This is a genomic window from Rhodanobacter sp. OR92 (genome assembly GCF_000427545.1).
In the GTDB taxonomy this organism is placed as follows: domain Bacteria; phylum Pseudomonadota; class Gammaproteobacteria; order Xanthomonadales; family Rhodanobacteraceae; genus Rhodanobacter; species Rhodanobacter denitrificans.
This window is the reverse complement of the sequence record NZ_KE386557.1, coordinates 394816-415629: the sequence shown is the minus strand read 5'-3', so window position 1 is coordinate 415629 and position 20814 is coordinate 394816. Positions and strand designations below refer to the sequence as shown.

The window sequence follows — 20814 nt, the reverse complement described above, 5'->3', positions numbered from 1 at the left end:
TGGTGCAAATTTGGAAGTTAAAATCTAGGAGAACGAAATGTCATTTTGTGAAGCCATGCGTGAACTGAACCAATATGAAGTAACTGAAGTGGCCGGATGTGGGTATGCACCGCTTTACGCAGCGGAGGCATTGGGAGCCACGAGCATGGGAGTGATCGCCGGCGTTGTTTCCTCAGCGGTACTCACCCCTGCAGGTGGCGTTCTAGTTGGCATAGCGGTCAGTGACGTAATAGGATTAGGTTTTGTGGGAATCAATTCTCTCCTCGGGATGTGAGTTGGTGACTGCTTTCCCAGTCGCATCGAAGCACATTGCGATGTGGTTGATGCGACTGGGTATTACTGAGGAACGTTTATGAAACGTATATCAAATGTCCGGTTAGCGCTTGCCGTTCTAGTGGTATTATGGATCCCTGCAATAATGTCGACTGGGCTCGTGCTCATTTGGCGTTCTTGGTTTCCCAACCATGGCGGTAACGAAATAATCTACGCTTTGGCGTTTTTTATTGCATCAGCGGCTACCGCATCTTTCGTTCTATTTTGGATCCGGCGCCGGAAGCTATAAAAAAATAGTAGAAGCGCGCCAGTACTAAAACGGGCTCTCTCGCGTCTGGTGTGGTTAACGTGAGTAGATCTTGCAGCGGGCGCTGGATAGATGCTTAGGTAATTCACGACGATTTCAGCCTTCATTTGGATGTATAAAGTGGCCGCTACAACAAAATTTTATGATACACCTATGGGTAAACTTCTTCTTTTCTATGAAAATCAGAAGCTCGTTGCCCCAATCCATTCCAAACATCATGGTCTAGATAAGAAGTTAATAATATCTATGACATCTTATGGGCCGCGGTTCAGGTGGCTACACCTAACGATACATAGCCTTCTTGAGCAAACTGTCGTTCCAGATATGCTTGTCTTATGGATTTCTGAAGAAGAAATGGAAAATCTTCCAGATTCCGTTAATGAACTAAGCGACAAAGTTAATATTCGGCCGACAAAGAATATCTATTCCTATAAAAAAATAATTCCCACTCTACATATGTATCATGATGCTCACATTGTGATATGCGATGACGATATTTATTATCCAAGGCACTGGCTTGAGGAACTTGTGTGTGGGTTGGTTAGTAACAGAAGAGCTATATTGGCGCATATGATGCATCGATTCCACTTTTTGCCGAACGGCGAACTGGCCCCTTACTACGACTGGAGCTTCGATGTTCAGGACAATAGGGCGCGTACACGTAGCTCAGACACAATGGCTGTTGGCGTAGGTGGAGTGTTGTACCCGTCCGGCAGCTTGCATGCTGATGTGACTGACGAGTCACGTTTCAGCGAACTATGTCCTAAAGGAGACGATCTTTGGCTTTTTGTCATGTCCAGGTTAAATGGATTCCTTCCAGTTAAGGTTGGCAACAGATTGCACCCGATCTTTTGGCCTGACACACAGTCGGTTGGGATGTTCAAGGAAAACATGTATAGAGGTGGAAATGACGATATTGCAATTTCTAAGTTGAAGTCGCATTACGGGAATGAAATTTTTAATGCCGTTGTTACGGGCGAAGTGTAGGGCCGTTGATTCACTTGCAATAGGTAAACCTCAGCGACCCCCGTCGTCGTGGTCTGGGAAAAGGTGCCGGGGATAATTCAGCATGGCGTGATCAAACAACCGCATCCGTTTCTGCCGAATTGACCCGTTGAGGGAGGGAAGTCGTGGCGCTCATCACCATCAGAAAGCTGCAGCGCGAGTTCGGGCTGTCGTATGCGACGGCGGCCGGGATCATCCGTGAGCAGAGCCGACTGGCGCGCAAGCGCTATCGGATGCTCGGCGTATTGTTTTCTTGTGGCATGCTGATATTTGCCGGATTGATCCTTACCGGTACCCACTTGCCGCATGGTGCGCAATACTGGATACCGCTCGCAGTGCTGCCGCTGATCCTGTCGCAGCGCTACCTGAGCGCATGTGCCTCGCGCGAGCTGATCCTGACGGCGGCCCGCGCCCAGCAAACCCACGGGAACGCAGGTCCGCACGCTGCTGCCTGATGCGCGAGGTCTGCATTTCACTACCCATGCCTGCGCGACATCGAAGCGCAGGCAGTTCATGGCGCGGCGCGCGCGTAGGTTTTCACCCGCGTTATCCACTAAGGACAGATCGAATGAAGCATCGAGTCATGCAACTGGCTGCCGCGATTGCGCTGGCCTTCGCCGCTGGGACGGCCGCTGCCAGTGGAGCGAACGACGTCACTCGCGCCACGCTCGACAACGGCCTGCGCGTGGTGATCGTGCGTGACGCGCTGGCGCCGGTGGTGACGACGGAGATGAATTACCTGGCCGGTTCGGATGAGGTGCCAGCGATGTTTCCGGGGACGGCGCATGCGGTGGAGCACATGATGTTTCGCGGAAGTCCAGGGCTGTCGAAGGATCAGCTGGCCGCGATCGCGGCGAACATGGGCGGTGCGTTCAACGCCGATACCACGCAGGGCGTGACCCAGTATTACTTTGTCGCGCCGTCGCAGGATCTAGACGTAGCGCTGCATGTACAGAGTCTGCGCATGCGCGGCGTGGACATGGACGAGGCGGCGTGGGCGAAGGAGCGTGGCGCGATCGAGCAGGAAGTGTCGCGCGACCTGTCCAATCCGTCCTACAAGTTTTACGAGCAGTTGCAGGCGCAGCTGTTTGAAGGCACGCCGTATGCGCACACAGCGCTGGGTACGCGCGCGTCGTTCGACAAGACCACGGCGGCGATGCTGAAGTCGTTTCACGACACGTGGTATGCGCCGAACAACGCGATCCTGGTGATTGCGGGCGACGTCGATCCGGCCGCCACGCTGGCGAAGGTGAAGGGCGAGTTCGGCAACATCGCACGCAGGGCGCTGCCGGCGCGACCGGCGTTTGCGTTCAAGCCGGTGCAGGCGAAGACGATCACGCTGCCCACCGACAGCCCGTATGGTTCGATCTATCTGGGCTATCGCATGCCAGGAACGCAGTCGAAGGATTACGCTGCCGGGCTGGTGCTGGGCAGCGCGCTGGCCTCGCAGCGGGCCGCCCTGTTCGGCATGGGCATGGACGGTACCGCGCTGTTTGGTACGTTCGGCGCCAACCTGATGCCGCAAGCCGGCTTCGGCATGGCTGTGGGCATTTTCCCGAAGGATGGCAACCCGCAGCCGGTGCTGGCGAAGATGCAGTCGATCCTGGCCGAAGCGGCCAGCAAGGGTATCGACCCGGTGCTGGTAGATGCGGCCAAACGCAAGGCGATCGCCGAACTGGAGTTCAAGAAAAACTCGGTCGACGGGCTGGCCAATGCGTGGTCGCAGGCGCTGGCGTTCCAGGGGCTGGACTCGCCCGACGCGATGAAGCAGGCGATCGAGGCGGTGACACCAGCGGCGGTGAATGCGCTGGCCAGGGCCACGTTCGACCCGGCGCACGCGGTGACCGCGATCCTCACTCCGGAAAGCTCGGGCAAGCCGGTCGCCGGCAAGGGTTTCGGCGGTGCGGAGAGTTTCGCGTCCAGCCCCGACAAGCCGGTGACTTTGCCTGATTGGGCTGCCCAGGCGTTCGCCAAGCTTGAATTGCCGCGTTCCACCCTCAAGCCGATGTCGACCACGCTGTCCAACGGCATCAAGCTGATCGTGCAGCCCGAGTCGATCAGCGACACGGTCGAAGTGTTTGGCAAGATCAAGACCAACCAGGATCTGCAGGCAGGCAAAGACGACGAGGGTGTGGCGCAGGTGCTCGGCGGCATGTTTCCTTACGGCACCGCCAGCATGAACCGGCTGCAGCTGCAGCAGGCGCTGGACGCGATCAGTGCACGGGAGTCGGCTGGCAGCAGTTTCTCGCTGGCGGTACCGTCCGTGCATTTCGCCGAAGGCATCGCGCTGCTGGCTGACAATGAACTGCATCCGGCGCTGCTGCCGCAGGCTTTTTCCGTGGTTCAGCGGCAGACGGCGCGCGTCGTGGCGGGTCAGCTGCAGTCGCCGGCCTTCCTCACCCAACTGGGCCTGGGCATGGCGCTGTTGCCGCCGAATGACCCGCAGCTTCGTTACCCCACGCCCAAGGGCGTGATGCGGTTGACGATGTTTCGGGTGAAGCATTACTACAGGCAGACCTTCCGCCCCGACATGACCATCATCGTCGTCGTCGGCAAGGTCGATCCGGCGCAGGCGAAACAGGTTGTGGAACAGGCGTTCGGCGCGTGGAAAGCCGACGGCCCGAAACCGGATGTCGATTACGCCGCGGTGCCGGCGAACAAGCCCGGCCAGTTCAACGTGCCCGACGCCAGCGTCAGTCAGGACAGCGTGCAGATGGCGCAGACCATCGACGTGACCCGGAACGATCCGGCACGGTTCGCCCTGAACATTGGCAATCAGGTGCTCGGCGGTGGCTTCTACGCGTCGCGGCTTTATCACGATCTGCGCGATACCCGTGGGCTGGTCTACACCGTGGGCACCAGGTTCGATCTGGACAAGCATCGCAGCACCTATACGGTGTCGTTCGGTGCCGATCCGGACAGGGTCGCTGCCGCCAGCGCCATCGTGGTGCAGGATCTGAAACAGATGCAGCAAACGCCGGTCACCGACAGCGAGCTCAAGCGCGCCAAGGGCATCCTGCTACGGCAGATCCCGCTGGGCGAATCCAGCTTCGGCGCGATCGGCGGTCAATTGCTGACTCTGTCGGTCGAGGACAAGCCGCTCGACGCGATGACGATTGCCGGCCAGCACTATCTCCAGCTCACCGCGAAGGACGTGCAGCAGGCGTATGCGAAACACATCCGGCCGGATGCGTTCGTCACGGCAGTGAAGGGGGCGGCGCCGAAGGGATAAGAGGCTGAGTGACTTGGTAACCTGGCATTGCCTGTGAAGAAACGGCACTGCTTTCGCGGCAGTGCCGTTTCTTCATGCGTTTGATGGGTCTGCTTACTTCAACAGCGAGCGCAGCATCCACGCGGTCTTTTCGTGTTCCTTCAGGCGCCCGGTGACCATGTCGGCGGTGCCGTCGTCGCCGGCGGCGTTGGCGGCCTTGAGCGTGTCGCGGGCGGTGGCGGCGGCGATCTCGTGGCCTTCGACCAGCTGGCCCACCATCGCCTTCCACTCCGGTACGCCGGCTTCTTCCTTGACCGAGCTGAGCTTGGCGAACTGGCTGTAGGAGCCGGGCGCGAACACGTCCAGCGTGCGGATGCGCTCGGCGACCTCGTCGGCGGCCAGCCACAGTGCGTTGTACTGGGTCTCGAACATGGCGTGCAGGCTGTTGAACTGCGGGCCGGTGATGTTCCAGTGGAAGCTGTGCGTCTTCAGGTACAGCGAATAGGTGTCGGCCAGCAGCCTGGACAGGTGCTTGGCGACCGCTTCGCGGTCTTTCTTGGCGATGCCGATGGAAATGGCCATGTCGTGCTCCTTCCGGTGGGTGGATGGACTCACGATAATGGGTGCTGCGGCGGTGGTGAAATGAATCCTTCGGATGCCGCCGATAGTCGGCGGCTATCGGGTCGGTGCTCCGCCTGCGGCTATCATGTGCGGTCCGATGAACGACAGCTCCCCGCCAACGCCCGATTCTTCCGCCGACCCCGGCCTGCGCGACGTGCGCCGGCAACTGGAGACGGTGTCCAGCCGCGACTTCGGTCGCCTGCTGGGGCGCTGGCGTGCGCTGTCGCGCCGACCCGACCAAGGCAAGCTGGCGGCGTTGCGCGGGGATATCGAGCGCTCCGCGGCCAGACGCCGCGCCCGCGCCGCCGCCAAGCCGCCGATCCAGCTGGACGAATCGCTGCCGATCAGCGCGCGCGGCGAGGACATCGTCAAGCTGATCCGCGAGCACCAGGTGGTGGTGATCGCCGGCGAGACCGGCTCGGGCAAGACCACTCAGCTGCCCAAGCTGTGCCTGGCCGCCGGCCGTGGCGAAGCCGGCATGATCGGCTGCACCCAGCCGCGCCGGCTGGCCGCGCGTTCGGTGGCGCGCCGCGTGGCCGAGGAGCTAGGCACGCAGGTCGGCGACATCGTCGGCTTCCAGGTGCGCTTCAACGACCAGGTCTCCGAGCGCAGCCTGATCAAGTTCATGACCGACGGCATCCTGCTCGCCGAGACTCAGGGCGACCCGTGGCTGAGCACCTATGACACCCTGATCATCGACGAGGCACACGAGCGCAGCCTCAACATCGACTTCCTGCTCGGCTACCTGAAGCGGCTCGCTGCAAGGCGTCCCGACCTCAAGATCATCGTCACCTCGGCGACGATCGATACGGCGCGCTTTGCCGAACACTTCGACGGCGCGCCGGTGGTGGAAGTGGAGGGGCGCGCGTACCCGGTCGAGCTGCGCTGGCGCTCGCTGGACGAGATCGCCGCGCGGCAGGGCCGCAGCAAGGACATGCAGCAGGGCAGCGCCGAGCACATCGCCGCAGTGCTCGACGAGATCAGCCGCGACGACCCGCGCGGCGACGTGCTGGTGTTCCTGCCCGGCGAGCGCGAGATCCGCGACGCGCACCAGCTGCTGTCGCGGCGGCAATATCGCGAGACCGAGATCCTGCCGTTGTACGCGCGGCTTTCCGCCGGCGACCAGGACCGCGTGTTCAAGCCCGGCGTGAAGCGCCGCGTGGTGCTGGCCACCAACGTGGCCGAGACCTCGCTCACGGTGCCGCGCATCCGCTACGTGATCGACACCGGCACCGCGCGGGTCAAGCGCTACAGCCAGCGCAGCCAGCTCGAACGGCTGCACGTGGAGCCGGTCTCGCAGGCGGCGGCCGACCAGCGCAAGGGCCGCTGCGGCCGCGTCGGGCCGGGCATCTGCTACCGCCTGTACGACGAGGCCGATTTCGCCGGCCGCGCCGCGTTCACCGATCCGGAGCTGCTGCGCTCCTCGCTGGCCAACGTGATCCTGCGCATGCTGGCGCTGAAGCTGGGCGAGGTGGACGCGTTCCCGTTCCTGGAGGCGCCCGACCCGCGCGTGGTCGCCGACGGCTTCCGCCGGCTCAGCGAGATTTCCGCGATCGACGAGACGCGCCAACTCACCGCGATCGGCCGCACGCTGGCGCGGCTGCCGATCGACGTGCAGCTGGCGCGCATGCTGGTCGAGGGCGAGCAGCTGCACGCGCTGCGCGAGCTGCTGGTCATCGTCGCCTTCCTCAGCATCCAGGATCCGCGCGAGCGCCCGTCGGATGCACGCCAGCAGGCCGACGCCGCGCACGCCGTGTTCGCTGACCCGAAATCCGACTTCGTCGGCGTGCTGAATCTGTGGCGCGCTTACCACGACGCGCACGAGGAACTGACCCAGTCGAAGCTGCGCGACTGGTGCGCGCGGCATTTCCTCAGCTTCATGCGCATGCGCGAGTGGCGCGAGCTGCACCGGCAGCTGCTGCTGGTGGTGGAGGAACTGGGGTGGAAGCTGGAAGCGCAGATTCCCGCTCGTGACGAAGCACGTTCTGCTCCTCCCCCTGCTGGCAGGGGGAGGTTGGGAGGGGGTAAAGCTCTTCGCGTCGCGGCACAAGATCAAAAGCGAACCCCAGCCCAGTCCTCCTCTGCGACCGAAGGAAGTCCCCGTGGGGCGAGCAGGGGAGGGAGCGAGAGCGATGCCGATCGCCTTTACGAATCCGTCCATCGCTCCCTGCTCGCCGGCCTGCCCACCCAGGTCGGCCGCAAGGACGAGAAGGGTATCTATCAGAGCACGCGCGAACGCAAGTTCCAGGTCTTTCCCGGCTCGGCGCTGGCGAAGGCGCCGCCGAACTGGGTCTTCAGCGCGCAGATCCTCGACGTGGGCGGGCGCGTATGGGGCATGATGAATGCGCGGGTCGAGCCCTCGTGGATCGAGCAGCAGGCAGCGCATCTGCTGCGCACGCATTGCCGCGACCCGCACTGGTCGAGGAAGCGCGGTGGCGTGGTGGCGTACGAGCAGGTCAGCCTGTTCGGGCTGGTGCTGGTGGAGAAGCGGCCGGTCACGTTCCAGGCGCAGGACCCGGCGCTGGCCCATGCGATCTTCCTGCGCGAGGCGCTGGTACGCGGCGACATCGACACCAAGGCGGATTTCGTGCGCGCCAACCAGCGCGTGCTGGAAGAGGCGCTGGGCATCGAGGCGAAGCAGCGCCGCGAGGGGCTGATCCGCCACGAGGACGAACTGGTCGGGTTCTTCGAGAGCAAGCTGCCGCAAGACATCGCCAGCAGTCGCGCGCTGGACGCGTGGTATCGCAAGGCCCACCCGGCCGAGCAGGCGGCGCTGCGCTGGTCGCTGGACGACGTGCTGGCCGGTGGCACCGGGCTGGATGGGAAGGCGTTCCCCGCGGTGCTGGAGATTCCACCGCAGAGGTACAAACTCGAATACCGCTTCGTCCCCGGCGACGCAGCCGACGGCGTCACCCTGCAGCTGCCGCTGGCGATGTTGAACGCGCTGCCGCCCGCCCGCTGCGAATGGCTGGTGCCTGGCCTGCTCGCCGACAAGGTGGCCGAGTTGATCCGCGGCCTGCCGAAAGCCTTGCGCCGCAACTTCGTGCCGGCGCCGGATTTCGCGCGCGCCTTCGTCGAAGCCGAATCGCCGCGCGACGAGCCGCTGGCGAAGGCGCTGGCTGCGTTCCTGAAACGCACCACCGGCGTCGACATCACTGCCGGCGAATTCGCCGGCGTCGAACTGTCGCCACACTTCCTGATGCGTTATCGCCTGCACGACGAGCGCGGCCAGACCCTGGCCAGCGGCCGCGACCTCGCCGCCTTGCGTGGCCAGTGGGAAGGCCAGGCGCGCGAGGCGTTCTCGCGCAAGACCGACATCGAGCTGACCCGCGAGGACGTGGCTCACTGGGATTTCGAGGCGATCCCCGCACAGGTGCGTTCCGATAGCGGCCTCGCCGCGTTCCCGGCGCTGGTCGACCTCGGCGAGACGGTGGCGCTGCGCGTGTTCGAGCGCGCCGACGAGGCGCGCGCGGCGCATGCCGGCGGCGTGGTGCGCCTGCTGCGCAACGCGCTGGCCGCCGAGGCGAAGCAGGCGCGCCGGCGATTGCCGATCGGCAACGCGCTGGCGTTGAAGTACGCGCCGCTGGGCAGCGTGGACAGCCTGCGCGAGGACTTGCTCGAAGGCGGCTTCGCCGACCTGCTGGAACGCCATGAACTGGACGTGCGCAGCGCCGGCGCGTTCGAGGCGCTGCGCACGCAGTGCGCGCGCGAACTGTTCGGCGCCGGCGTCGAGCGGCTGAAGCTGGCAGAACCGGTGGTCGAAGCGCAGGCCGAGCTGAAACCGTGGCTGGAGCCGCCGCTGCTGGGCTTCGCCCGCGCCAGCTACGACGACCTGCGCGAACAGTTCGACGCACTGCTCGTGCCCGGTTTCCTGCGCGACCTGCCGCTGGCGCGGCTGGCGCATTACCCGCGTTACCTGAAAGCGATGCGCCTGCGCGGCGAGCGGCTGCGCCAGGACCCGGCGAAGGACCAGCAGCGCCTGCTGCAGGTGCTGCCGTACTGGCGCGCGTACCTGCAGCAGCGCGCGGTCGGCACCGATCCCGCGGCGCTGGCCGAGCTGCGCTGGCTGATCGAGGAGTGGCGCGTATCGCTGTTCGCGCAGGAGCTGAAGACCGCCGAGCCGGTGTCGCCGAAACGGTTGGCGAAGGCACTGGCGGCGCTGGGTTGAGAGCGGGTGATTTCGGCCGCTCAGCGCGTCCGCCGCACGTGCACGCTGCCGTTGCAGCCGTCCACGTACATCAGCCAGCTGTCGAACAGCGACGGCTTGACCTTGACTGCCGGGTTGTCGGCGCTCATGCAGACGGGCGCATCCGAGCCGATCTGCTTCCACGACTGGCCATTGTCCAGGGTGAATTCGTCGTGGCCGTGCCAGCCGCTGAAATGGCCGACCAGGCGGGCGTTGAACTTGCTGCGCTTCTGCTTCGGTTCGTAGAACACCGGCTGGCCGCTGGTGTCGACCATCTTGGTAGTGGTCTTGCCGTGCTGGCGCAGCCAGTCGTCGAGGTTCTGCAACTCCTGCGTCGACAGCTTGTCCAGCCCGGCGGCCTTGAATTCGGCGGCGCTCATGCGCTGTTGCAGGCCGTTGGCCTGCTGCGCCTGCGCGGACAGGCAGCCCAGCGACAGCGCCAGCAGCAGCGGCAAGGTCAGGTGGTGGGGGCGGATCGACATGGGTGCATCCTCGGGGCAACGGAACGGAAGCGCTGATTCTGCGCGGCAGGCCGGCCTGCCGCCAAGGGGCACGCGGCGATTCGCGCGCAGCGCGGCCGGCACGCCCCGGCAGCGGCTACCATGGCAGGGCAAGACCCGAGCTGACTGCCCATGGCCCCGATCGTCGAACCGCCCCCTCTGTCCCGCTGGCGCGAACGCGCCGGCGCGTTGCCGCCGCTGCTGGCCGACGCGCTGGAGGCCTGCGCCACCCGCGCAGTGGACCAGGCCGGCTGCGCCGACGTGCTGGAGCTGCTCAGCATGCTCGGCTGCGACGCGCAGACCCAGGCGGCCGCGCTGTGGTTCGAGTTGGCCCGGATCGATCCCGCGCTGTGGGCGGAGCGCCGCGCGGCGTTGCCGACCGAACTGCAGCGCCTGGTCGACGGGCAGCAGGCGGCCGAGCGGGTGTGGGCGCTGCATGCGCAGCGGCCGCCGCAGGGCGCGGCCGAGGGCCTGCGACGGCTGCTGCTGGCGATCGTGCGTGACCTGCGCGTGGTGTTCGTGCTGCTGGCGCGGCAGCTGGCGCGCATGCGCGCGGCACCGGCGCGGCCTGAAGGCGAGCGGCAGGCGCTGGCCCGGCTCACCCGCGACATCCATGCGCCGCTGGCGAACCGGCTCGGCATCTGGCAGCTGAAGTGGGAGCTGGAAGACCTGGCGTTCCGCTACCTGCAGCCGGACACCTACCGGCGCATCGCCAACCTGCTCGACGAGCGCCGCGCCGACCGCGAGGCATTCATCCGCGACTCGCTGGCCGAGCTGCAGCGTGCGCTCGAGGCGGCCGGCATCCAGGCCGAGCTGGCCGGGCGACCCAAGCACATCTATTCGATCTGGAAGAAGATGCAGCGCAAGTCGCTGGACTTCTCCGACCTGTACGACATCCGCGCGGTGCGCGTGCTGGTGGACAACATCACCGACTGCTACGCCGCGCTGGGCGTGGTGCACGCGCTGTGGCCGCACCTGCCGGGCGAGTTCGACGACTACATCGCGCGGCCCAAGGCGAACGGCTACCAGTCGCTGCACACCGCGGTGATCGGGCCGCAGGGCAAGACCCTGGAAGTGCAGATCCGCACCCACGCCATGCACCGGGCGAACGAATTGGGCGTGGCCGCGCACTGGCGCTACAAGGAAGGCGGCAGCGCCGACGCCGAGTTCGAGGCGAAGATCGCCTGGATGCGCAAGCTGCTGGAGCCGCGCGGCGAGGACGACAGCGCGCTGGCCGCCGAGCTGCAGACCGAGCTGCTGGAAGACCGCGTCTACCTGCTCACCCCGAAGGGCGAGGTGTTCGACCTGGCGCGCGGCGCCACCGTGCTGGACTTCGCCTATCTGGTGCACACCGAGGTCGGCCACCGCTGCCGCGGCGCCAAGGTCAACGGCCGCATCGTGCCGCTGACCTTCCAGCCGCAGAGCGGCGACCGCGTGGAGATCCTCACCGGCAAGCTGGCCGAGCCCAGCCGCGACTGGCTGTCGCCGCACCACGGCTACCTCAACACGGCGCGGGCGAAGGAGAAGGTGCGTGCATGGTTCCGCAAGATTGCCCACGACGCCAACCTCGCGGTCGGTCGCGGCATGTTCGAGCGCGAACTGAAGCGCCTGGCGCTGTCGAACGCCGACGTGGGCAAACTGCCGGCGCACTTCCACCTGAAGAACCACGACGAGTTGCTGGTGGCGCTGGCGCTGGGCGAGGTCACTCCCGGCCAGATCGCCCGCGTGCTGCAGGAAGCGGCGCAGCCGGCGGAGCCTGTGGTCACCCAGTCGAGTGCGCCGGTGGCCTCGCGCCATGCCACGCTCGACCACAGCGCGCTGCGCATCGAAGGCATCGGCAACCTGCTGACCACGCTGGCGCGCTGCTGCCAGCCGCTGCCCGGCGACCCGGTGCGCGGCTTCGTCACCAAGGGCCGCGGCGTGTCGGTGCATCGCGCCGACTGCGGCAGCCTGGCGCGGCTGGCCCGGCGCGATCCGGACCGGGTGATCGAAGTGAGCTGGGGCAGCGCCACGGCACAGGCCTACGAGGTCGACATCGAGCTGCGCGGCTACGACCGCAAGGGCCTGCAGAAGGACGTCACCAGCGTGGTCAGCAACGCCGGCACCCACATCATCGCCTCGTCCAGCCGGCTGTTCGTGCACACCGGCGAGGTGGAGATGCGCTTCACCCTGCGCGTGCGCGATTTCGAACAGCTGTCGACCCTGCTCGGCAAGCTGCTGGCGCTGCCGAACGTGCTCGACGTGCGTCGGGTCGGTACCGGCTGAATGACCGCGCAATGCCGGCCGGCGGGCGGAACGGCGGCTGGCGGCCCGATGCTAAGCTGCAGCGACAGCCTTCACAGCCATGGACCATGAGCGGACGCCGAGACCAGCACGACGCACATCCACCGATTCGCACCGAGCCCACCCTGGGCGACCTCGATCGGCTGGATGCCCCGCCCGCGCCGGCCGCGGACGGCCTGCCGCAGATCGTGGTCGAGCCGCGCCGTCCGCATGGCCGGGCGACCGCCGCGCCGCAGCGCAAGCGTCGCCGCGGCTGGCTTGTCCTGCTCTTGCTGTTGGTGCTCGCGCTGGCCGGTGGGCTCTGGCTCAACCAGAATCGCCTGCGCGGCATGCTGCCGCGCACCGATTTCAACACGGTGCTGGCGCAGGCGCAGCAGGCCTTGCAGGATGGCCGTCTGGACGGCCAGGACGGCAGCAGCGCACGCGAGCTGTTCCAGGCTGCGGTGGCGCTGGAACCGGACAACGACCGCGCCCGCGACGGCCTGCGCCAGGTCGGCCAGGCCATGCTGGCACAGGCCGACGCCGCGCTGCAGGCCGGCCAGCTGGCGCAGGCCACGCAGCAGGCCACGGTCGCCCGCGAACTGCTCGGCGGCGGCAGCGACATCGACCGGCTCGATCGTGCGATCGCCGCCGCCCGCGCCGCGCAGGTGCACACGGTGGATCTGGTCGACCAGGCGCAGCAGGCGTTGGCCGCCGGCAAGCTGGATGGCCCCGACGGGGCCGGCGCGCTGTACCAGCGCGTGCTGCGCGCCGATCCCGACAATGCGGTGGCTGCGCACGGACTGGACCAGGTCGGCTACGCGCTGGCGGTACAGGCGCGCGCGGCGCTGGACGCGAAGGACGCCGCCACGGCCGATGCGCGCATCGAGCAGCTGGCCGTGCTGCAGCCGAACAACGGCGCGCTGCCGGCGCTGCGCGCGCTGCAGGCGCAGGCGCGCCGGCAGGACAGCAGCGCACTGGAGGCGGCGCTGAAAGCCGGCCAGGACGCGCTGCGCGCCGGCCGCATCGCCGGCGATGGCGACGACACCGCGCTGGTCCACTTCCAGGCCGCGCTCAAGCTCGACCCGGACAACGCGCAGGCGCACGCCGGCCTCGGCAAGGTGGCGCAGGCGCTGACCGTGCAGGCGAGCGCCGCGCTCGATGACGGCGACGCCGCACAGGCGGCGAAGCTGCTCGACCAGGCAGCCGAGCTGGCGCCGAAATCGGCCGATCTTGCCGCCGCACGCGCGCGGCTGGAGCGGACGCCGGCGGCGCCGGCTGCACCCGCCGGCGCGGACAACGCACCGATGCCGGTCGCCCCGCCCAGTGTGACGCCGCAGCAGAGTGCGGCGGTGGCGCAGCTGGTGCTGCGCGCGCAGACGGCCACCAACAACGGCGACATCATGATGCCGCCCGGCGACAGTGCCTACGACCTCTACCGCAGCGCGCTGGCGATCGACGGCAACAGCGCGACGGCGCTGCAGGGCCTGCAGGCCTTGCCCCACCAGGTCGAGCAGCAGTTCGACCGGGCGCTCGCCGCCGGCAACCTGGGCAAGGCCGGCGACATGCTGGCCAACCTGGCCGAGCTGGCGCCGGGCGACGCCGCGCTGGGCGCGCTGGGCAACCGGCTGTCCGGCGCGTGGCTGGACCAGGCCGAGCAGCAGCTGGCGCGCGGCGACCGCATCGGCGCCAGCCAGTCGCTGGAACGCGCGCGCAAGCTGTCCCCTTCCAACCCGCGCGTGCTCGACCTGGCCGCCCGCCTGCAAGGTGGCGGGTGAGCGCGGCATGACGGTACTGGTGTTCGGCGGCAGCAGCCAGATCGGCCACTTCCTGTTGCCGCGCCTGCTCGCCAGCGGCGAGGCGGTGCTCGCGCTGAGCCGGCAGCCACGGCCCGCGCAGGCCGGGGTGACCTGGCTGCAGGGCACGTTGCCCGACCGCATGCCGAGGTTGCCGGCGCTGTCGGCGATCATCAGCTTCGGCCCGCTGCAGGGGCTGGCCGACTGGCTGGCGCAGGCGACTCTGGCCGACGCGCCGCGGGTGGTCGCGACCAGCTCGATGAGCGCCGAGAGCAAGCGCGATTCCGGCGTACCGGCCGAGCGCGCCCTGGCGCGCCGGCTGCGCGACGGCGAGGCGGCGCTGGCGGCCGCCTGCGAGCGCCACGGCTGCGCCTGGACCGTGCTGCGGCCCACCCTGGTCTACGGTGCCGGGCTGGACAAGAGCCTCACCCCGATCGCCCGCCGCGCGATGCGGCTGCGGCTGTTTCCGTTGCCGTCCGGGCGCGGCCTGCGCCAGCCGGTGCACGCGGACGACATCGCGCAGGCGGTGCTGGCCGCGCTGGAGTGCCCGGCGGCGGCCGGGCGCATCCTGCCGATCGGCGGCGGCGAGCGGCTGCGTTCCGGCGAGATGTTCGCGCGGGTGCGCCGCAGCCTGCCGCGGGCCACCGTGCCGTTGCCGCTGCCGGCCTGGCTGCTGCGGCTGGGCCAGCGCGCGCTGCCGCCGCTGCGCGGTCCGCTGAGCCGGCTGGACAGCGACCTGGTCGCCGACAACGGCGAGCTGCAGCGCCTGCTCGGCATGCGTCCGCGCCCGTTCCGCCCCGACGCCGCGATGTGGCAGCCGCCTGCGTAGGAGCGCACCCTGTCCACCAGGGCCTTCCTTCGGTCGCGCGCGATGTTCCGGTGTCGAACGGGGCCAAGAGCCTCGCGCACAGGGTGCGCTGCTGCGGGTTCTCCAATACCTTGATTGCCCGCGTTCGGCCACGAAACCGCCCGCTGCGTTCATATGCCCGCGGGGTAGCAGGCCCTATGATCGAACCACTCGATAGCCGGATTCCCCCGCGTTGGCCTTCTTGACCCGTACTCGCGCCTTGGCGCGCCGCAGCTGGCCGTGGTTGCGCATCCCGTTCTGGATCGGCATGGGCCTGCTGTTCGGCTTCGTGCTGCCGTACACGCTGGTGCTGAACAAGCGGGTGCAGGACCGCTTCAACGAGCTGGTGTTCGCCATCCCCACCCGGGTCTACGCGCGGCCGCTGCCGCTGGCGGCCGGCACGCCGATGACGAACGCGGCGCTGGAACTGGAACTGACCTTCGCCGGCTACAGCAACGACGGCAAGGGCCAGGTCGCCGGCAGCTGGGTGAAGCAGGGCGCGCGCTACACCATCGCCTCGCGCGGCTACGCCGGTCCGGACGGCGGCGAGCTGCCCAAGCGCATCCGCGTCACGCTGGGCCAGGGCACGGTGCGGTCGGTGCAGGACGCGACCAGCGGCAAGCCGATCGAGCTGGCCCACCTGGACCCGGCACGCATCGCCACGCTGTACGGCGCCAGCCAGGAGGAACGCCGCTTCGTGCGCCTGGCCGACGTGCCGCCGCTGCTGGTCAGCGGCCTGCAGGCGGTCGAGGATCGCGACTTCAACCACCACATCGGCATCGACCTGAGCGCGATCGCGCGCGCTGCGTTCGCCAACCTGCGTGCCGGGCACACCGTGCAGGGCGGCTCCACGCTGACCCAGCAGCTGGTGCGCAACCTGTTCCTCAGCCGCGACCAGAACCTCACGCGCAAGATCAACGAGGCGCTGATGTCGTTGCTGCTGGAGGCGCATTACAGCAAGGGGCGCATCCTCGAGGCCTACGTCAACGACGTGTTCCTCGGCCAGCAGGGCGGCCAGGCGGTGCACGGTTTCGCGGCGGCGTCGGAGTTCTACTTCGGGCGCCGGCTGGAAGACCTGCGGCCGCAGGAGATCGCGCTGCTGGTGGGCATGGTGAAGGGGCCGAGCTACTACGACCCGCGCCGCTCGCCGCAGCGCGCGCTGACCCGGCGCAACCTGGTGCTGCAGGAATTCTTCGAGACCCAGCTGATCAGCGCCACGCAGCTCAATGCCGCGCAGGCCGCGCCGCTGGACATCGTCAAGAACGGCCAGCTGCCGCACAACCGCTTCCCCGCCTTCATGGACCTGGTGCGCAAGCAGATCACCGCCGACTTCGACGAGCAGGCGCTGCGCGAGGGCAACCTGTCGATCTTCACCACGCTCGACCCGGCCGCCCAGCTGTACACCGAGCAGGCGATCACCAGCTCGCTGAAGGGTCTCGGCAAGCGCGGCGAAGGCGTGCAGGCGGCCGCGGTGGTGACCGATGCACACAGCGGCAGCGTGCTGGCCGTGGTCGGCAGCAAGACGCCGGGTGAGCAGGGCTTCAATCGCGCCCTGGACGCGCGCCGGCCGATCGGCTCGACGATCAAGCCGTTTGTCTACCTGGTGGCGCTGACCCAGCCCGGGCGCTGGAACCTGGCCAGCCTGATGGACGACAGCCCGGTCAGCCTGCGCCAGCCGGACGGCAGCTACTGGACGCCGCAGAACGACGACCATCGCAGCCACGACCCGCTGATCATGGTCGACGCACTGGCGCACTCGTGGAACCTGGCCACCATCCATCTCGGGCTGCAGGTGGGGCTGCCGCGGATCCAGGCGTTCCTGAAATCGTTCGGCATCGGCGACATCAACCCCAGCCCGTCGCTGCTGATCGGTGCGCTCGACCTGGCGCCGTTGCAGCTGACCCAGCTGTACCAGTACCTCGCCGCCGATGGCCATGCGCTGCCGCTGGTGGCGGTGCGCGGCGTGCTCGACGGCAACGGCCGCACGATCAAGCGCTACCAGGTGCAGGGCGGGCCTGGCGAATACCAGGAGGCGGTGCGGCTGACCACCTGGGCGATGCAGCAGGTGGCCGAGTACGGCACCGCCAGCGCGCTCGGCAATTCCGCGCTGGCCTCGCTGCACGCCGCCGGCAAGACCGGCACCAGCAACGACATGCGCGACAGCTGGTTCGCCGGCTTCACCGGCGAGCACCTGGCGGTGTTCTGGATGGGCCGCGACGACAACAAGCCGACCACCCTGTTCGGCGCCAGCGGCGGCCTGCGCGCGTGGCGCGACCTGTTCGCCAAGCTGCCGAGCCGGCCGTTGTCGGCCGCGCCGGGCGACGGACTGGAGATGGCCTGGATCAACCCGTCCAGCGGCAGGCGCACCGAGCCGCAATGCGAAGGCGCGCAGCAGGTGCCGGTGATTGCCGGCACCGTGTCGGCCGACACCGAGGGCTGCTTCTGGCAAAGCCTGTTCGGTGGCGGCGATAATCCACCTTCCACCGGCGCGGCCACCGCCGTGCCCGACGTACCGAGCGGAAACTGATCATGCCGTACCCGAGCCAACGTTCCTTCCTGGCACCGCTGCTGCTGGCGACGAGCCTGCTGGCCGGCTGCGGCATGCTCGCCACCACGCCGCCGCCGGACACGCGCCCGTCGCCGCCGAGCTACGACCCGGTGGCCGCGATCCGTGCCGCCGGCGAGCGCGAAAAATCCGTCATCGACGTGAACCCGCTGCGCGACCCCGGCATCAGCGCGCTGCAGGATGCCGCCCGCCGCGACGAGCAGGCCGGCAAGTACGCCGATGCCGCGGCCACGCTGGACCAGGCGCTGAGGCTCAACCCGGATTCGCCCGACCTGCTGCAGGAACGCGCCGAGGTGGCGGTGCACCTGAAGGATTTCTCCGTCGCCGAGAAGCTGGCGCACAAATCGTGGTCGCTCGGCCCCAGGCTCGGCCCGCTGTGCGCGCGCAACTGGCAGACCGTGGTGGAGATGCGCCTGCAGGCGCGCGACCCGGCCGGTGCCGCGACGGCGCGCAAGTGGGTGGGGCAGTGCCACAAAGCGGGAATTCCGCGCTACTGATGCAGTGACTCGATTGGATTGCGGCCAGATCTCAGGTCCTGCATCGCGTAAGTTGTCGCATTTGCAACGACTTCGACCGGAAAGCCCATCCGACCCAGCAGTCTTATGGCATTGCGTTCCGTGGCTGCACCCGTCCTCAACCGGTAATCAAAAAAACCGTCCACGTCAGGGTCTTCCTGGAAGTGATAAAGGTCGAAGTGATCGCGCAGAAACGCCTGCAGCTCGACATCATGCGTAGTGACCAGGACGAGCGAATGCCGGCCGAGCAATTCCAGTACCGCTCGGGCAGCGGCAACGCGCTCAATCGTGTTGGTGCCGTTGAAAAGCTCGTCGATCACAAAAATATTGCAATCGCCGCGATTGCCCTTCTCGATGAAGGAATGAATCGTTTCGATTTCCGAGAAATAATGGCTTTTACCGGATTCCACGGAATGGTTTCCATGAACCAACGCCATTACATTCGATCCTGGAATGGCCGCTTCGGAGGCCAGGCAGAAACCCATGGTGCGACCGAAAATGACATTGATGCCAAGCATCTTTATGAAGGTTGTCTTGCCGGCCATGTTGGATCCCGTGATCAGTGCTGATCGTTGATCCAGACAAATGGAGTTGCTGACGCCATTAGCCAGCAGGGGGTGACGTCCATCCCGGATATCAAGCAACGGCCTATCCACCAACGATGGTTGGCAATGAACCGGACCGTGCTTGAGATAGCAGGCAATGGCAATGGCTGCATCGAGCTGACCGATTAGCTCGAACGTTGGGGCGATCTGCGAACGCAAGCGAAAAAATTGATCGCGTGTGCGCACATACACCATCAGTTCCAGAAGGAATGCCAGATTCAACCACATCGAGAAATAGGGAATCAGGGGCAAATTCAAAACCGAGAGCCAGATCAACGATCTTCGCACCTCGGCACGCGCCGCTTTATCGTCGGCCAGCTTCGCCAGTTGTGGAAGTGATGGGTAACGCTTGTGCAGTGATCCAAGCTGATCAGCCACATTCAACATCTGCAGGCAACCCTTCAGTGCCTCGCTGTCACGGTGCGCATGCCAGTATGTCCGCAGGATGATGACACCGTTGATCGGCAGTACCGCGAGCCAGATCCAGACAGGCCACGAAAATGCAATAACAGCCGCCAGAAGTGCGATGGATGCGAGACTCCACCGCCACAGCATGTTCTTGTGAGAAAGTTCTTTCGGTGCGGTGCCGAATATCAGGTCGGCAAGATGGGCGTTAGATTCGTCTTTCAGGCGGACCATCTGAAGTTGGATGGTTTCTCTAAGCGATGCGTCGGATTGAAACTCCTCATACACGGCGTGCCGTTTCGTCAGTTCGTTTGGATCCTTGATGTACTCGCGAAGCCAGCGGAAGAGCGATTGGCTTCCCAGCGGCGTGACAGTCGAATCCAGGGATGAAAATATCTTTGGGAACTCGAGATCTGCCCAGGTCTTATCGTCAACGCAAGCCTCGGCAAATTCATCACGGACAAGGTTGAAGTATTGGCTGGCGAGCCAGCTACCTTTCGCCCTCGGCTTGCTCCATTGGGCACGTAGTTCGGTAAGTGCCCTGTGGGTGGGAGACGCTGCGTTCAGCAGCTTTTTGCGCCAGCTTTGCGTAAGAAGCCGTATGGTCATAGCTTGGGCGTACAGAAAGGAAGGGCGCCATATGGAGATGGAGGACCGGCTTTCAAAAGGGAGTTCCACACGATGGAGTGTGGCCAACCTAGAACAACGCCGCCAGTACCAGCACGATGCCCACGATGCTCGCCGCCCAGATCAGCGTGCGCAGGTACGGGATGCCGGCGGCATAGGCCGGCAGGTAGGCCACGCGCGCCCAGAAGTAGAGCTGCGCGCCCAGCACGGTGAGGTGGTCGTGGCGCTGCAGCAGATGCGCGGCGAGCACCACGGCGACGAAGAACGGGAAGGTTTCCAGGAAATTCGCGCTGGCGCGCTGCAGGCGGCCGCCGATGCCGCTGAGCGGCGGCTTGGCTTCGTCGCGGGGACTGGCGGTCCAGCCCAGTCCGCGCTGGCCGACCGTGCAGGTGGCGGCAAGCGCGACCTGCACCAGTCCCAGCACCACGCTCCACATCAGCATGCACAGTTCAGTCGTCACGGCACTTCTCCCCTGGTGGTGCCGGCATGGTGGCGCATGCACGCGGCGGCCGCCAGTGGCCGCCGGAAGCGCTTACGCTGCGTGCCTGGTGCGGGGGCGGGCGAGGAACTGCTCGACCCGTTCCAGCGGGATGCGGTCGCCAGCATCGTGGCCGTAGTACGCCTGCACGATGCAGCCGCGCTCGTCGATCAGGAAGTCGGCCGGCATCAGGTTGCCGGTGTTGAGGCCGGCCAGGCCGACCAGGCGCATGCCCTTCCACAGGGTCGGCACGCGCGTCACGACTGCCTTCAGCTTGCGCCACAGCGAGCGCTCGATGCCGTAGAGCTCGTGCGCGCTCGAGGTGGGGTCGGCGGCAATCTGGAACGGGCGCGGCCGGTGCCCGGCAAAGCGCAGCACGTCCGCCTGCGAGGCGCTGAACACGGCGACGATGTCCAGTCCGCGCGCGGCCAGTTCCGCGTACCGATTGGTCAACTCGTAGATGCGGAAATTGCAGAACGGGCAGGCGGCGTCGCGGAAGAACGACAGCAGGGTGAGGCGGCCGCGGCTGCTGGTCATGATCGGCTGGCCGTGGATGTCGACCAGGTCGAGCGCGGGTGCCAGCTCGGGTGCGAACAGTCTCACGTCGGTT

General features: G+C 66.4%; 15 protein-coding genes. 10 read left to right on the top strand and 5 right to left on the bottom strand.

Annotation, left to right across the window (positions count from 1 at the left end; translation table 11 throughout):
- The first annotated feature begins 37 nt into the window (after window positions 1-37).
- The 4 genes from RHOOR92_RS19745 to RHOOR92_RS0116125 all read left to right on the top strand — a co-directional run bounded on the left by RHOOR92_RS19745 (window position 38) and on the right by RHOOR92_RS0116125 (window position 4817).
- On the top strand, window positions 38-274 hold the full coding sequence (locus RHOOR92_RS19745; protein ID WP_155950262.1) for a hypothetical protein: 237 nt from the start codon (window positions 38-40) through the stop codon (window positions 272-274).
- Between the two features lie 417 nt (window positions 275-691).
- On the top strand, window positions 692-1567 hold the full coding sequence (locus RHOOR92_RS19740; RefSeq protein ID WP_155950261.1) for a glycosyltransferase family 2 protein: 876 nt from the start codon (window positions 692-694) through the stop codon (window positions 1565-1567).
- A 143-nt stretch (window positions 1568-1710) separates the two neighbouring features.
- On the top strand, window positions 1711-2040 hold the full coding sequence (locus RHOOR92_RS0116130; protein WP_027490718.1) for a hypothetical protein: 330 nt from the start codon (window positions 1711-1713) through the stop codon (window positions 2038-2040).
- A gap of 113 nt (window positions 2041-2153) precedes the next feature.
- Window positions 2154-4817 (top strand): pitrilysin family protein, encoded by a 2664-nt coding sequence (locus tag RHOOR92_RS0116125; protein ID WP_027490717.1) that lies wholly within the window; start codon window positions 2154-2156, stop codon window positions 4815-4817.
- Window positions 4818-4910: 93 nt separating this feature from the next.
- Here RHOOR92_RS0116125 and RHOOR92_RS0116120 read toward each other — a convergent pair whose 3' ends face one another.
- Window positions 4911-5378: a Dps family protein gene (locus tag RHOOR92_RS0116120; protein ID WP_027490716.1), complete on the bottom strand. Its 468-nt coding sequence runs from the start codon at window positions 5376-5378 to the stop codon at window positions 4911-4913.
- Window positions 5379-5514: 136 nt separating this feature from the next.
- On the opposite strand from RHOOR92_RS0116120, the gene hrpA reads away from it, so the two are divergent.
- Complete coding sequence (gene hrpA / locus RHOOR92_RS0116115; protein WP_027490715.1) at window positions 5515-9585, top strand: ATP-dependent RNA helicase HrpA; 4071 nt, start codon at window positions 5515-5517, stop codon at window positions 9583-9585.
- A gap of 20 nt (window positions 9586-9605) precedes the next feature.
- Here the strand turns inward: hrpA and RHOOR92_RS0116110 are convergent, their stop codons facing one another.
- Window positions 9606-10085 (bottom strand): hypothetical protein, encoded by a 480-nt coding sequence (locus RHOOR92_RS0116110; RefSeq protein WP_007512752.1) that lies wholly within the window; start codon window positions 10083-10085, stop codon window positions 9606-9608.
- 150 nt (window positions 10086-10235) lie between these two features.
- Between RHOOR92_RS0116110 and RHOOR92_RS0116105 the strand changes: the two genes are divergently transcribed.
- From RHOOR92_RS0116105 to RHOOR92_RS0116085, 5 genes are all read left to right on the top strand, one after another.
- On the top strand, window positions 10236-12368 hold the full coding sequence (locus RHOOR92_RS0116105) for a bifunctional (p)ppGpp synthetase/guanosine-3',5'-bis(diphosphate) 3'-pyrophosphohydrolase (protein ID WP_027490714.1): 2133 nt from the start codon (window positions 10236-10238) through the stop codon (window positions 12366-12368).
- 86 nt (window positions 12369-12454) lie between these two features.
- Window positions 12455-14143, top strand: coding sequence for a hypothetical protein (locus tag RHOOR92_RS0116100; RefSeq protein WP_027490713.1), 1689 nt, complete (start codon window positions 12455-12457; stop codon window positions 14141-14143).
- A 7-nt stretch (window positions 14144-14150) separates the two neighbouring features.
- A complete protein-coding gene (locus tag RHOOR92_RS0116095; RefSeq protein ID WP_027485020.1) occupies window positions 14151-14990 on the top strand; it encodes an NAD-dependent epimerase/dehydratase family protein in 840 nt (279 codons plus the stop codon).
- 211 nt (window positions 14991-15201) lie between these two features.
- Window positions 15202-17535, top strand: a complete 2334-nt coding sequence (mrcB, locus tag RHOOR92_RS0116090) for a penicillin-binding protein 1B (protein WP_007511637.1) — start codon at window positions 15202-15204, stop codon at window positions 17533-17535.
- 2 nt (window positions 17536-17537) lie between these two features.
- A complete protein-coding gene (locus tag RHOOR92_RS0116085; protein ID WP_027490712.1) occupies window positions 17538-18071 on the top strand; it encodes a tetratricopeptide repeat protein in 534 nt (177 codons plus the stop codon).
- On the opposite strand, the gene RHOOR92_RS0116080 is transcribed toward RHOOR92_RS0116085, so the two are convergent.
- The 3 genes from RHOOR92_RS0116080 to RHOOR92_RS0116070 all read right to left on the bottom strand — a co-directional run bounded on the left by RHOOR92_RS0116080 (window position 18065) and on the right by RHOOR92_RS0116070 (window position 20807).
- On the bottom strand, window positions 18065-19708 hold the full coding sequence (locus tag RHOOR92_RS0116080) for a hypothetical protein (RefSeq protein ID WP_027490711.1): 1644 nt from the start codon (window positions 19706-19708) through the stop codon (window positions 18065-18067). The two genes, RHOOR92_RS0116085 and RHOOR92_RS0116080, sit on opposite strands and share 7 nt — an antisense overlap.
- 88 nt (window positions 19709-19796) lie before the next feature.
- Window positions 19797-20186 carry an MAPEG family protein gene (locus tag RHOOR92_RS0116075; RefSeq protein ID WP_027490710.1) on the bottom strand — a complete coding sequence of 130 codons (390 nt, stop codon included), beginning with the start codon at window positions 20184-20186 and terminating at the stop codon, window positions 19797-19799.
- A 72-nt stretch (window positions 20187-20258) separates the two neighbouring features.
- Window positions 20259-20807 carry a redoxin domain-containing protein gene (locus RHOOR92_RS0116070; protein WP_027490709.1) on the bottom strand — a complete coding sequence of 183 codons (549 nt, stop codon included), beginning with the start codon at window positions 20805-20807 and terminating at the stop codon, window positions 20259-20261.
- Between the last annotated feature and the right edge of the window lie 7 nt (window positions 20808-20814).